The organism is Phenylobacterium sp. (assembly GCF_030697925.1).
Classification (GTDB): Bacteria; Pseudomonadota; Alphaproteobacteria; order Caulobacterales; family Caulobacteraceae; genus Phenylobacterium.
Map to the genome: position 1 here is coordinate 1 of NZ_JAUYOJ010000093.1, position 12,977 is coordinate 12,977.

13 protein-coding genes are annotated in these 12,977 nt (G+C 68.6%); 6 read left to right on the forward strand and 7 right to left on the reverse strand.

Annotation, left to right across the window (positions count from 1 at the left end; all coding sequences use genetic code 11):
- Nucleotides 1-188: 188 nt before the first annotated feature.
- The 4 genes from Q8Q88_RS08690 to Q8Q88_RS08705 all read left to right on the forward strand — a co-directional run bounded on the left by Q8Q88_RS08690 (nucleotide 189) and on the right by Q8Q88_RS08705 (nucleotide 4,188).
- Nucleotides 189-656 carry a hypothetical protein gene (locus Q8Q88_RS08690; protein ID WP_305674800.1) on the forward strand — a complete coding sequence of 156 codons (468 nt, stop codon included), beginning with the start codon at nucleotides 189-191 and terminating at the stop codon, nucleotides 654-656.
- Nucleotides 657-733: 77 nt separating this feature from the next.
- Nucleotides 734-1,939 (forward strand): parallel beta-helix domain-containing protein, encoded by a 1,206-nt coding sequence (locus Q8Q88_RS08695; protein WP_305674801.1) that lies wholly within the window; start codon nucleotides 734-736, stop codon nucleotides 1,937-1,939.
- Complete coding sequence (locus tag Q8Q88_RS08700) at nucleotides 1,936-2,994, forward strand: SO2930 family diheme c-type cytochrome (protein WP_305674802.1); 1,059 nt, start codon at nucleotides 1,936-1,938, stop codon at nucleotides 2,992-2,994. The genes Q8Q88_RS08695 and Q8Q88_RS08700 overlap by 4 nt, the downstream gene beginning before the upstream one ends.
- Before the next feature lie 276 nt (nucleotides 2,995-3,270).
- Complete coding sequence (locus Q8Q88_RS08705; RefSeq protein WP_305674803.1) at nucleotides 3,271-4,188, forward strand: leishmanolysin-related zinc metalloendopeptidase; 918 nt, start codon at nucleotides 3,271-3,273, stop codon at nucleotides 4,186-4,188.
- Between the two features lie 33 nt (nucleotides 4,189-4,221).
- Here Q8Q88_RS08705 and Q8Q88_RS08710 read toward each other — a convergent pair whose 3' ends face one another.
- Genes Q8Q88_RS08710 through Q8Q88_RS08720 form a run of 3 tightly spaced genes read right to left on the reverse strand, consistent with a single transcriptional unit; the run spans nucleotide 4,222 to nucleotide 7,048 of the window.
- Nucleotides 4,222-5,166, reverse strand: coding sequence for an ornithine cyclodeaminase family protein (locus Q8Q88_RS08710; RefSeq protein ID WP_305674804.1), 945 nt, complete (start codon nucleotides 5,164-5,166; stop codon nucleotides 4,222-4,224).
- A 1-nt stretch (nucleotide 5,167) separates the two neighbouring features.
- Nucleotides 5,168-6,577, reverse strand: a complete 1,410-nt coding sequence (locus Q8Q88_RS08715; protein ID WP_305674805.1) for an AMP-binding protein — start codon at nucleotides 6,575-6,577, stop codon at nucleotides 5,168-5,170.
- Between the two features lie 6 nt (nucleotides 6,578-6,583).
- A complete protein-coding gene (locus Q8Q88_RS08720; RefSeq protein ID WP_305674806.1) occupies nucleotides 6,584-7,048 on the reverse strand; it encodes an Lrp/AsnC family transcriptional regulator in 465 nt (154 codons plus the stop codon).
- A 118-nt stretch (nucleotides 7,049-7,166) separates the two neighbouring features.
- Here Q8Q88_RS08720 and Q8Q88_RS08725 point away from each other — a divergent pair, with 118 nt between their 5' ends.
- The gene (locus tag Q8Q88_RS08725; RefSeq protein ID WP_305674807.1) at nucleotides 7,167-7,424 is read left to right on the forward strand and encodes a DUF6356 family protein; all 258 of its coding nucleotides are present in this window, start codon (nucleotides 7,167-7,169) and stop codon (nucleotides 7,422-7,424) included.
- Here the strand turns inward: Q8Q88_RS08725 and Q8Q88_RS08730 are convergent.
- From Q8Q88_RS08730 to Q8Q88_RS08740, 3 genes are read right to left on the reverse strand one after another with little or no spacing between them, the layout of a single operon-like run.
- The gene (locus tag Q8Q88_RS08730; RefSeq protein WP_305674808.1) at nucleotides 7,421-8,695 is read right to left on the reverse strand and encodes an N-succinylarginine dihydrolase; all 1,275 of its coding nucleotides are present in this window, start codon (nucleotides 8,693-8,695) and stop codon (nucleotides 7,421-7,423) included. The two genes, Q8Q88_RS08725 and Q8Q88_RS08730, sit on opposite strands and share 4 nt — an antisense overlap.
- A complete protein-coding gene (gene astD / locus Q8Q88_RS08735; protein WP_305674809.1) occupies nucleotides 8,692-10,101 on the reverse strand; it encodes a succinylglutamate-semialdehyde dehydrogenase in 1,410 nt (469 codons plus the stop codon). The genes Q8Q88_RS08730 and astD overlap by 4 nt, the downstream gene beginning before the upstream one ends.
- Complete coding sequence (locus Q8Q88_RS08740) at nucleotides 10,088-11,098, reverse strand: arginine N-succinyltransferase (protein ID WP_305674810.1); 1,011 nt, start codon at nucleotides 11,096-11,098, stop codon at nucleotides 10,088-10,090. Before Q8Q88_RS08740 ends, astD begins: the two co-directional genes overlap by 14 nt.
- A 113-nt stretch (nucleotides 11,099-11,211) precedes the next feature.
- On the opposite strand from Q8Q88_RS08740, the gene Q8Q88_RS08745 reads away from it, so the two are divergent.
- On the forward strand, nucleotides 11,212-11,703 hold the full coding sequence (locus tag Q8Q88_RS08745) for an Lrp/AsnC family transcriptional regulator (protein WP_305674811.1): 492 nt from the start codon (nucleotides 11,212-11,214) through the stop codon (nucleotides 11,701-11,703).
- Here Q8Q88_RS08745 and Q8Q88_RS08750 read toward each other — a convergent pair.
- Complete coding sequence (locus Q8Q88_RS08750) at nucleotides 11,678-12,925, reverse strand: hydrolase (RefSeq protein WP_305674812.1); 1,248 nt, start codon at nucleotides 12,923-12,925, stop codon at nucleotides 11,678-11,680. The two genes, Q8Q88_RS08745 and Q8Q88_RS08750, sit on opposite strands and share 26 nt — an antisense overlap.
- Between the last annotated feature and the right edge of the window lie 52 nt (nucleotides 12,926-12,977).

A 12,977-nucleotide genomic window follows, 5' to 3' on the forward strand; every position in this document is an offset into this window, starting at 1 on the left:
ACGAACCGAGCCACGCGATCCCGAAGATCCAGAGAATACGGCCGACCCATCCAAGCTGGCCTCCTGCCCAGCCTGGACCTTGAATCATGATCCGCAGATATCCGGAATCCCGATTCAGCTAAGAGCGGTCACGCTCTAGCGTAGCGTGAAGCTGGGCCTTACGCTGCCGCCTCCTGAGTGGCTCCGGCATGCCCCATCCCCGAACGACATCCGCCATCCTCTGGGCCTGGCTGGTCGCTGGAACCCTCGATATCGCCGACGCGGCGGTCTGGTCGCTGATCAAGGGCGGCTCGCCGATGGACATGCTGCGCTATGTGGCCAGCGGGCCTTTCGGCGACGGGGCCAAGGACGGCGGAACGCCCATGGCGCTCGCCGGGCTCGGCGTTCACTTCGCGATCATGCTGGTGATGGTCGCCACCTATGTCCTGGCGGCCAAGCGCCTGCCCGTGCTCGTCGCCCGGCCTTGGATTTTCGGACCGCTCTACGGGCTTGGCCTGTATTGCGTGATGTTCCTTATCGTCCGGCCCCTGCGCTTCGGGACCTGGCCGAACCTGGCGCCTGACAGCCTGACCAACCAGCTCGTCGCCCACATCGTCTTCGTGGGCCTCTCAATCGGCCTGATCACCGCCCATTTCCTGCGCAAGCCCGCCGACTGATTGCCCTCGCCAACTGAACGGCGACAACCTAGCCTGCGGACTCAAAGGGGCGCGCCAGACGCCGCTGGGAGGACATCATGAGAACGCTCGCCATCACCCTCGCCGCCCTGCTGGCGGCCGGTACGGCGCACGCCAAGACCCTCGCCGTGGGGCCGGGCGCGAACGCCCAGGAGCGCGTCCAGACCGCCCTGATCGACGCCAAGCCCGGTGACGTGATCGAGCTGGCCGCCGGCCGTTACGAGTTCACCGACGGCCTCTCGCTGGACATCGACGGGGTGACCGTCAAGGGCGCGGGGCCGGGCGCGACCATCCTGTCCTTCGCCGGCCAGAAGGGCGCGGGCGAGGGCCTGCTGGTCACCTCCGACCGCGTGACGGTCCGCGACTTCTCCCTGCAGGACACCAAGGGCGACGGCATCAAGGCCAAGGGCTCCGACCAGATCAGCTTCCTGAACCTGGTGGTCGAGTGGACCGGCGGGCCGAAGGAGACCAACGGCGCCTATGGGGTCTATCCGGTCTCCTCGACCAATGTGCTGATCGACAAGGTCACGGTGCGCGGCGCCTCGGACGCCGGCATCTATGTGGGACAGTCCAAGAACATCGTGGTCCGCAACTCGACCGCGGAATTCAACGTCGCCGGGATCGAGATCGAGAACTCGATGAACGCCGACGTGTACGACAATGTGGCCACCCGCAACGCTGGCGGCATCCTGGTGTTCGACCTGCCGAACCTGCCGCAGATGGGCGGCCATTCGACCCGGATCTTCCGCAATAGGGTGGTCGACAACGACACGCCCAATTTCGCGCCCAAGGGCAATATCGTCGCCAATGTGCCCACCGGCACCGGCGTCATGCTGATGGCCAACAAGAACGTCCACGTGTTCGACAACGAGATCGACGGAAACGCCAGCGCCGCGGTGATCCTCATCGCCTACAGCCAGACGTTCGACGACAAGACCTACAACCCCCTGCCCCGCGACATCGTGGTGCGGAACAATCGCCTCGGCCGCAACGCCTGGGCGCCGGCCTTCACCGGCGGGGCGATCCTGGCCAAGGCCCTGGGCGGGACCGTGCCGCCGGTGATCTGGGACGGCGTCGTGGCCTGGCCTGGTAGCGAGGCGGTGCGGGTGCGGCTGAGCGACGGACCGGTGGTCAATCTCAACCTGCCCAAGCCCGGCGCGATGATGGAGGCCAATCCCAAGATCTCGCCCACCCTGGGCGAGGCGGTGATCGAGGAGCCCAAGCCCGTGGTGCTGCCGTCCGACCAGGACAAGCTGATCCCTTGAAACGGCTGGCCGCCATCCTCGCGGCGGCCGTTCTGTTGGGCGCCACGCCCCAGGCCCCGCCCGTCGCCCTGGACGCGCTGCTGGCCGAGACGCCGGCGCCGACCCTGGACGCCTATCGGCTATTCGTCGACGCTGGCGCGCGCTCGCCCAACGGTCGGGTGACGCCCTATGGGCTGAATACCCCGCTGTTCAGCGACTATGCCGAGAAGTTCCGCTTCGTCTTCCTGCCCCCCGGCAAGGCCGCGGCCTACACCGCAGCCGGGGCGCTGGACTTCCCGGTCGGCACGACCCTGGTCAAGACCTTCGCCTATCCCGCCGACTTTCGCCGGCCGGGCGAGAAGGTTCGCTTCCTGGAGACCCGGCTGCTGGTCCGAAAGGCCGACGGCTGGACCGCCCTGGCCTATGTCTGGAACGACGATCAGACGGTGGCGACCCTCAAGCGCGCCGGGACCCGGCTGGATGTCAGCTTCATCGACGCCGCCGGCCGCGCGCGCCAGGTCGACTACGCCGTGCCCAATGTGAACCAGTGCAAGGATTGCCACGCGGTGGCCGGCGAGATCGCGCCGCTCGGGCCCAAGGCGCGAAACCTCAACGGCGCCTTCGCCTATGCCTCGGGACCTGAGAACCAGCTTGCCCGCTGGAGCCGCATGGGCATGTTGACCGGCGTGCCGAACCCGACAAAGGCGCCGCGCACCGCGGTCTGGGACGATGTCGTCGAGCCGCTGGCGGCGCGCGCCGACGCCTATCTCGACGCCAATTGCGCCCACTGTCACAACGCCCGCGGCATGGCCTCCAACTCGGGCCTGTTCCTCGAAGTGGAAGAGACCCGGCCCGCCGCCCGGGGGATCGGCAAGCGGCCGGTGGCGGCCGGGCGCGGCTCAGGCGGGCTGGAGGTCTCCATCGCCCCGGGGGACCCCGCCGCCTCGATCCTGCTGCACCGGATGAGATCGGACGAACCCGGCGTCATGATGCCCGAACTCGGCCGTTCGCTGGTCCACGACGAAGGCGTCGCCCTGATCGCCCAATATATCGCCGGCCTCGAACCGGCGCGTTGACGGCGCCCGAATGGCTCGACGCACCTCCAGCTTCATCCCGATGTCGCCGAAGAGGCCTTAGGATTCCGCCTGACAACATAGAGACTTTCAGCCTCTTTCGCCGGGAATTACTACCCAAGATAGGTATCTCAATAGACGATCGCGCCCGAATGCAACTCCGTTGCTAATCCGGTCGGGCGACCGAGATCAATACCAAGCTGACACCTCGCGATTAAGTTCTTTGAATTAACCATTTCTGAGGCCTAGCTTCTGCTTTGAAGGCATAGGGAGGCTTCTATGGCGACCACCGAACGTTTCGACTTCTCTGCATTCGATAACGGCGTTGGCAATTCCGGCTTTGAATTCGCCCACGGGCCCGGCGTCGACCTGCGGCCCCAATTGCCGGAGACCACGCCCGACCTGATCGGCGTCGACCTGACCCACCGTATCGACGTGGCGGACGTGGCTTTTGCGGCCGCAGCCGGTGGAGGGTCGGGCAAGCCCGGCGGCGGCGGCGGCGGCGGATTCTCCTTTTCGCCCTACACGACGACGGCGAGCGCCTACAACATCACCATCGAGTTCAAGGGCGGCAATTGGACCCAGGATCTGCACGACGTCTTCGTGGGCGCGGCCGACCGCCTGGCCAATCTGATCGTCGGCGACGTCCAGAACGTCAATGTCATCATGAAGGGTGGGCCACGCCTGGTGGACGACATCCTGGTCATCGCCGAGCTGAAGAACATTGATGGGGCTGGCGGAATCCTCGGCCAGGCCGGACCTACCTCGGTGCGCACCGGTAGCTACCTCCCGGCGACGGCGTCCATGCAGTTCGACATTGCTGACGCAGCCAACTTCTTCGCCCAGGGCCTGTTCGACGAGATCGTCGGCCACGAGATGATACACAGTGTCGGTTTCGGGACGATCTGGTCCTATCTGGGCCTGGTCAGCGGCACCAATTTCGTCGGCGCCAAGGCAACCGCGGAATACAACGCCCTCCTGGACAACGGTTCGGCGGCCGGAGTTCCGCTGGAAACCGGCGGCGGATCCGGCACTGCCGGCTCGCATTGGTCGGAAACGATCTTCGAGCATGAACTCATGACCGGCTATATCGACGCCGCGCCGGACCCGCTCAGCCGCATGACCGTCGCCTCGTTGCAGGACCTGGGCTACCAGGTCAACTACTCGGGGCCGATCGACGGTTACGCCCTGGCCTAGGCGCCTTCCGGCGAAGCGGATTGCCGATGAGCCTCAGCCTTTCCCCGCATGAAGCGCCCAGGCGGTGGCCAGATCCTGGACCACGTGGCCGAGGGATTTGTAGACAGTGACCTCCTCTGGCGTGCGGCGGCCCGGGACCCTGCCCGACAGCACCTCTCCGATCTCGGCGACGATATGGTCGTCGCCAATCAGGCCAGTGGCCTTGGCGCGGAGGAACTCGGCGCCTTGGCGCAGCACGCCTTCCCGACTGTCGGCGATGAAGCGGGCGGCGACCACCAGGTCGTTGTCGACCTCCACCGGCCCCGCATAGCTGGAACCCACCAGGTTCAGGTGGGTCCCCGCCGCGACCCAGGCGCCCTTCAGGATCGGTTCGGCGGACGGCGTCAGGGTGCAGATCACGTCGGCCCGGGCCACGGCGGGCTCGACCTCGGCATGGGCCGTGACAGGCAGGCCAAGCTCGGCGCCGAGCTTGGCGGCGAAGGCCTCGCGGCGGCCGGCGCCGCGGCCCCAGACATCGACCGCCGCCAGCTTGCGGACCTTGGCGATGGCGCGGGCATGGGTCGCGGCCTGCTCCCCGTAGCCCAGCAGGGTCAGGCGCGAGGCCTCCGGACGGGCGAGCGCGTCGGTGGCCACGGCGCTGGCCGCGGCGGTGCGGATGGCGGTGATTTCGCCGGCATGGAGTACGCAGACCGGGGCCCCACTGTCGGGATCGAACAGCACCACCACGCCCTGATGCGACTGGACTCCCTTGGCGAAGTTGTCGGGGAAGATGCTGATCAGCTTGGCGCCGAAGGCCGCGGTCTCGCCCATGGCCCCCGGCATGATCCCGAACATCCGCCCCTCGGCCAGCGGGATGATCGAGCGCAGGTGCTGGCGGGTGGTCCCCGCGGAAAGCGCGATCATCGCCTCGCGCACGATGGGGATAGCGACGTCGTAGGTCAGCCGACGAGCGACCTCCTCGCGATCGATCAGGCGCATCTCATGCCTCCGCCTGGGCGAAGGTCCCGGCGTAGGTGTCACGCAGCAGGTTCTTCTGCACCTTGCCCATGGCGTTGCGCGGCAGCTCCTCGACAAAGAACACCCGCTTGGGGGTCTTGAAGGCGGCGAGCTTCTCGCGCGCGGTGGCGATCATGGCGGCTTCGTCCCCCTGCCCCATGACCACGGCCACCACCGCCTCGCCGAAGTCGGGATGGGGCACGCCCACCACCGCGCTCTCGGTGACGCCCGGAAGTTCGTCGAGGATCAGCTCGATCTCCTTCGGATAGACGTTGAAGCCGCCGGAGATGATCAGGTCCTTGGCCCGGCCCGAGATCCAGACCCGGCCGTCGGGGTCTCGGCGGCCGACATCGCCGGTCAGGAAATAGCCGTCGGAGGTGAACTCCTCGGCGGTCTTCTCCGGCATCCGCCAATAGGCGGAGAACACGCTGGGCCCCTTGATCTCAATGACTCCGGTCGCCTCGCCGCCGCCGATGCGCAGGTCCACCCCCGGCAAGGGATAGCCGACGCTGCCGGCGATGCGTTCGCCGTCCAGCGGGTTGGTGGTGATGATCACCGCCTCGCTCATCCCGTAGCGTTCCAGAATGCGCATTCCGGTGCGATCTTCGAACTCGGCGAAAGTGGATTCCAGCAGGGGCGCCGAGCCGCAGATGAACAGGCGCATGTGTCGGGCGGCGTGGCGGGTGAAACCCGGATTGGCCAGCAGGCGGGTGTAGAAGGTCGGCACCCCCATCATCACCGTTGACCGGGCCAACCCCGCCAACACCTGGCCGTCGTCGAACTTCGGCAGCCAGACCATCGGCGCGCCCGACAGGAAGGCGCAGTGCAGGGCCACGAACAGGCCGTGCACATGGAAGATCGGCAGGGCGTGCAGCAGGACATCATCGGCGCTGAAGCCCCAGGCCTGGTGCAGGGCCTGTGCGTTGGCCGCCAAATTGCCGTGGCTGAGCATGGCGCCCTTGGAACGGCCCGTGGTGCCGGAGGTGTAGATGATCGAGGCCAGATCGGCGCCGTCGCGGGGCGTGGTCGGGAGCAGCGGCTCGCGTGTCCGGGCGTCGGCGACGAAGGCCTCAGCGTCCTCGACGAACAGCACCGGCTCGGCGTCCTCAAGGAAGTAGTCGACCTCGGTCTCGGTATAGGCGGTGTTGAGCGGCAGGAAGACCGCTCCGACCTTCAGCGTCGCCAGATAGACCGCCACCGCGGCGACGCTCTTTTCCGACTGCAGGGCGATGCGGTCGCCGGGCTGGACTTCGTGGTCGATCAGCAGGGCGGCCGTGCGGGCCACATCGTCCTCGAACTGGCCGTAGGAGATGGCGGTCCCATCGGCCAGCAGGAACGCGGGCCTGGTCCGGTCGGCGGGGAAACGGGCGGCGAGCAGGTCGTAGAGGTTCATCATCCCTCAGAGCGGCAGGGCGGTGGTGAACTTGATCTGCTCCATCGCGAAGGCGGAGGAGACGTCGTTCAGCGGCGCGGTGGCGATCAGGCGTTTGTAGAAGCGGTCATAGGCGGCGATGTCGGAGACCACCACCTTCAGCAGATAATCGGTCTCGCCGGCCATGCGGTAGAACTCCACCACCTCGGGCAGCGCCGCCGCGCCCTTGGCGAAGGCGGCGATCCAGGTCTCGTCGTGATGGCTGGTCTTGATCGAGACGAAGACCACCAGACCCAGGTCCAGCTTCTCGCGCGCCAGCAGGGCCACCCGCCGCTCGATGACCCCCTCGTCGGTGAGACGCTTGACCCGCTTCCAGCACGGCGTCTGGGACAGGCCGACCCGCTCGGCGAGCTCGGCCACGGGGATGGTGGCGTCGGCCTGCAGCTCGCGTAGGATTCGCCGATCTATCGGATCGAGGAGAACGTCTGACACGTCACGGGCCGCCTGCTGAGAATGATGTTCTCCATTCTGCCGCTCAGGCGTCGAATGGGACAATGCCTTTCTCGCCGACTCGCGGCACTCTTGAGTTGAGAAACTCCAAGAGGGCGAGATGCTGGACGCGTTCAATCGGCACCCGAGCGAGGTGGGCGAGACCTATGTCGAGCACCTGGGCCACGCCGGCGGCTTTGGCGCGGAGATGGTCGCGGCCGGGCTGGCGTGCCTGATCCACGCCGTCTTTCCCTTCTGGTTCGAGAGGACCGCGAGCCTGTGCATCCAGCGCCTGCACGCCCAGATGATCGCGCGCCGCCGTATCACGCCCCAGGACGACGCCCGCGGCCAGGCCGAGACCTGGTCGTATTCGATCTAGGCGTCCATAGCCTGTTCGAGCGCGGCGTGGGCCGCGCGGGCTTGAGCCCATAGGGCCGGATCGGTGAGATCCTGCGGCGCGATGGCCTCGGGCCAGTGAGCCTCCACGGTCCGCGTTAACCGCTCCCAGCGGGCCTCGTTCAGCAGGAAGCGAGGATCGATCCCGGCCTTGGCGGCCTCGTCCACCGGAACCCGCAGGCGCAGGCAGGCCGGGCCGCCGCCGTTGCGCATGCTCTCGCGAACATCGACCACCACCGCCCTGGAGATCGGGTTGTTGGCGGCGACGATCCGTTCGACCTCGGCCCAGACCCGTTCGTTCTCGCGCGCCTCGATAGGCAGGATCAGAGCCATGGCGCCGTCCGGCAGGGTCACGAGCTGGGAATTGAACAGGTACGACGTGATGGCGTCCGCCAGGCTGACGCCCTGGGTCTCCACCACGTGCAGGTTGGGCAGCCGGCCGTGCAGGGCGGCGTAGAGGCCCTCGGCGTCCTCGAAAGCCTCCGGATGGGTCAGCAGCACGCTCTCATTGGCGACGGCCACCACGTCGTTGTGGAAGGCGCCGGCCTGGACGGCCTTGGCGCTCTGCAGGGCGAACAGCGGATCGGAGAGGCCGGCCAGGCGCGCGACCGCCTCGCTGGCCCGGCGGCTCTGGCGTTCGGGGAAGGCCCCGCCGCGCAGCTCGCCATGGGCGAAGACATTGATCCCGGCCGACCCGTGGCTGGGCGCCAGGCGCATGTGGTTGGCCGCCCCCTCGTCGCCGAAATGACGGGCCGAGGGCAAGGGTCCGTGGACGGCGAAGCGGGCCTGGTCGCGGAACACCCGGCGCAGGAGGTTGTGGGTCTCCGGGCCCTCGAAGCTTCGATGCAGCATGCCGGCGAGGTTGGCGGTTACCAGGTGGACCCGGCCATCGGCGGTGTCGGGGCCCGCCAGGACCGTGGCGGCGTTGGCGCGCCACATGCTCGAAGCCGAGCAGACGGCGCGGAACAGGGCCAGATCCTGCGAGGCCGCGCGGGCTAGGACCTCGTTGTCGGACCCTTCGAAGCCGAAGGGGCGCAGCGCGTCGGCGGTGGGGCGCATCGGCGGCGGCAGGAAGCCCTGGGTCAGGCCCAGATCCATGACCGCGCGCATCTTGGCCAGGCCCTGCAGGGCCGCGGCGCGGGGATAGGCGGTCTCGCCGAAGTTGGTCTGGGAGGCGACATTGCCGACCGAGAGGCCCGCATAGTTGTGGGTCGGCCCGACCAGGCCGTCGAAGTTGATCTCGATGGCTGTCACGCCGTCAGGCCCGTGCTGATCCTGAACTGGGCGGAGTCCGACTCCAGGCTGGCCACCGGATAGGCGCAGTAGTCGGCGGCGTAGTATGCGCTGGGCCGGTGATTGCCCGAGAGGCCCGGCCCGCCGAAGGGCGCGGTGGCCGCCGCCCCGGTGGTGGGGCGGTTCCAGTTGACGATCCCGGCGCGGGCCTCGTTCCAGAACCTGCGATAGAGCGCATCGTCGTCGCTCAGCAGGCCCGCGGCCAGGCCGAAGCGGGTGGCGTTGGCCGTGGCGATGGCGGCGTCGAAGTCCGGCGCGCGGATGAGCTGCAGCAGCGGGCCGAAATTCTCGCTGTCAGGAACCTCGAGGCCGGTGACATCGACCAAGCCTGGGGTCAGGAACGGCCGGTCCGGGGTGGTCGGTTGGAGTTCGCGGATCGCCACGCCGCCCAGGCGTTGTTGGGCCAGCAGCAGGCTCTTGGCCGAGGCGAGGTCGATCACCGGGCCCATGAAGGGCTGCGGATCGTCGAACGGCGCGCCGACCTTGATCCGATCGATGAGGGCGGTGAGCGCATCGACGATCATATCGCCCGCCGCGCCCTGGGGCACGATCAGCCGCCGGGCGCAGGAACAGCGCTGGCCCGCCGAGACATAGGCCGACTGGACGATCAAGTGGGCGGCGCTCTCGGCGTCCGCCACGTCCCAGGCGATCAGCGGATTGTTGCCGCCCAGCTCCAGGGCGACGATCTTCTGCGGCTGGTCGGCCAAGGCCACATGGATCGCCTTGCCGGCGCTCACGCCGCCGGTGAACAGCACCCCGTCGACACCCTCGTGGGCGACCAGGGCCTTGGCGGTGTCCGCCCCGCCGGTCAGCACCTGCAGAACGTCGGCAGGAACGCCCGCCTCGCGCCACAGCTCGACCAGCAGGACGCCGCTCGCCGGGGTCTTCTCGCTGGGCTTGAACACCACGGCGTTGCCGGCCAGCAGGGCCGGCGCCATGTGGCCGTTGGGCAGGTGCATGGGGAAGTTGAACGGCCCGATCACCGCCAGCACGCCGTGCGGCCGATGGGCCAGGCGCGCGCGGGCGCCGGCCGCCTCCCCCGTCCGCTCGCCGGCGCGCTCGGCCTGGGCGCGGATCGAGACCTCGACCTTGGCGGAGACGGTGTCGGCCTCGGTCAGCGTCTCCCAGAACGGCTTGCCGGTCTCGCGGCTGATCAGGGTGGCGATCTCCTCGCGCCGGTTGCGGGCGAGGTCGGCGAAGACCCGGGCGATCCGGCAGCGCTCCTCCAGGGGCGTCACCGACCAAACGGCGAAGCCCTTGCGCGCGCGCGCCACGGCGACGTCAACCTCGGCGGCCGACGCGGCGGGGCCCTGCCAGACCACTTCGCCGGTGCAAGGGTCGGTGGAGACGATCTCAGAATTCGACATGACGCACGCGGTCTCCGACTTGAACATTGAGCGCCCGGGCCAGGTCGGGCGTCAGGGTGACGCCAGCCTCGCCGCTCCAAATCCGGCCGCGCGAGGCCCGGAAGCCGGCCGCGTGGCCGGCGGCCACCAGCATCTCCGGCCCATCTTCGCAGGGGCCGATGGCCGCCACGATGGAAACCCGGCTCTCGCGCACGGCCTTCAGGCTGTCGATGTCGGCCACCATGGTCGGTCCGGCGTCGAAAATATCGACGCATCCCTCGAAACGGAACCCCTCCTCCATCAGGAGGGCCTGGGCGCGCAGGCCGTCGGGATGGCACTGACCAACGCTGGCCGCGGCCTCCGGCGACAGCAGGTTGAGATAGATCGGATATTTGGGGCCCAGGTCGGCGATCACCTGCTTGCCGGCGCCGACGCTGATCTTATCGGCCTCGGAGAACTCCAGGCCGTAGAAGCGCTTGCCCACCGCCTCCCAGAACGGCGAGACGCCATCCTCGTCCTGATAGCCGCGAAGTTCCGAGACCACCCGGTCGCCGAACCAGTCGCGATGCTCGGCCATGAACAGATAGCGGCTGCGCGCCATCAGCCGGCCGCCGGCCACGCCGCGCAGGCCCGGCCGCACGAACAGGCCGCCGACCTCGGCCGAGCCGTCATAGTCGTTGACCGGCGTCAGCAGGGTGTTGTCGACGCTCTTGCCAAGCGCCTGGGAGCTCTGGCGGATGCGGCCGATGCGATAGGAATAGAACGGCCACTCGCCGCCGACGCTGGGGAAGATGCAGCCGGTGCCGACCACCTCATCGCCGATCTCCAGGACCAGCAGCAGTTGGCTGTGGCCGCGCGCGCCGGCGAAGGCCGCGGCGCTGCCGGCCAGCAGGGCGGCCAGCTTGTCGCGGCAAGACGGCAGGTTGGTCATGCCCAGGCCCGCGGTCTTGGCGAGCGCGTGCAGGGCCTCCAGGTCCTGGGCTCCCGCGGCCCGGATGACGACGCCGGTGGCGATCATGAAATCCTCCGCAGAATGATCGAAGCTCAAGTGGCTTATTGTGCTAGGGTTTGTGCGAAATGGGCGGCGGAAGACCGGGGGTCAGGCCGCAGATCATGCGGCGAAATAGGGCTTTGGACGGATATTCTGCATTCGACCAGCTGGACCTGAAGATCCTGGCGATTCTCCAGGCGCAGGGCCGCATCACCAACCAGGCCCTGGCCGAGCAGGTGGGGCTTTCGGCCAGCGCCTGCCTGGCGCGGGTGCGCCGGCTGGAGGCCGCCGGCCTGATCCAGGGCTATCACGCCCGTCTCGACATCGAGCGTATCCGGCCCACCGTGACGGTGTTCGGGGAGGTGACCTTGAAGAGCCACCGCCCCGCCGACCTGCTGGCCTTCGAGGCTGTGCTGGCGGAAATCCCCGAGGTGGTGGAGGCCGCCCAGGTCTCGGGCTCCTTCGACTATCTGATCAAGGTGGTGGCGCCTGACGTGCGCGCCTGGGGCGAACTGGCCGACCGCCTTCTGCAGGAGGGCCTGGGCGTCGACAAGATCGCCAGCCACATCCTGATGAAAGACGCCAAGCCCTATCGTGGGACGCCGGTCACCCCTGCCCCATCGCGGCCTTGATCTTGGCCGCGGGGATATCCCCCGTGGCGAGCTTGGCGAGGATCAGGGCGGAGAGCTGGGCGCGTTCGACGAAGCTCTCGGGCCAGGCGTGCTCGGCCTCGCTGTGGATGTCGCCGCCGCGGACGCCCAGGGTGTCGACATTGGGCAGGCCGGCGGCGAACAGGTTGTTGCCCTCGCAGACCCCGCCGGACGAGGCCCAGGTGATCTCCTGGCCGAGCAAGGCGCCGGCTTCCTTCACCGCCCCGAACAGCTGCTGCTGCGCCGGAGTGAAAGGCTTGGCGGGGCGGGTGAAGCCGCCGTGCAACTCGGCCTCGATACCCTCGGCGGCGGTGGCGGCCACGGCGTCCTGCACGAACTTCAGCGCCCACTCCCCCGCCTCGCGATCGGGCAGGCGGATGTTGAACCGCACCACCGCACGGTCGGGCACCATGTTCAGCGGCCCACCGCCGTCGATGCGGGCGACGTTGAGGGTCACGCCCTCGCGCCGGCCATTGGCGGCGACCAGGCGCGTTGCCAAGTCGGCGGCCGCGGCGATGGCGTTCCTGCCCTTGTCGAAGTCGCGGCCGGCATGGGCGGCTCGACCCCGCACCACCACGTGGAAGTTGCCGGATCCCTTGCGCTGGGCGGCGAGCGCCCCACCCGCCATGGCCGGCTCGTAGGTCAGGCCTACATGGCCGCCGCGTGCGAGCTCGGCCAAGTGCGGCGCGGAGGCCAGGGAACCGATCTCCTCGTCGGGCGACAGCAGGACCCGGTAGCCCAGGCTGTCGCGGGCCGGGTGATGCTCGAAGGCGGCGAGCGCCCCCAGCATCACGCTGATGCCGCCCTTCATGTCGGCGATGCCCGGGCCGTTCAGCGCCCCGTCGGCACGGGTCACCACCTGGGTGAAGCCGCTCTCGGCCGGATAGACCGTGTCATAGTGGCCAGTGAGCACCACCTGGACCGGGGCGTCGGGCCGCACGGTCAGGCGCAGGGCCGGGGTGTGGCGCTGGGCCTTGAGTTCGCCGTCGGCGGCGACCTCGTGGCTGTCGGCCAGGGGCAAGGCCTCGACCTGGCCCGGCAGGTCGCCGAGCACTCCCTGGAAGACGGCGCACTGGGCCTCGAGGCCCGGAAGATTGCGGCTGCCGGAACCGATGGCGCACCAGTCGATGGCGCGGCCGACCAGATCGGTTTCCTGCCCGGCGAGACGGTCGAGGATGGCGGAGTCGGAGGAATCCAGTTTCATGCGCGCGAGCCTCGCGCCGAACGGCGTCTCCGCGCAAGGCCCGGAGGACTGA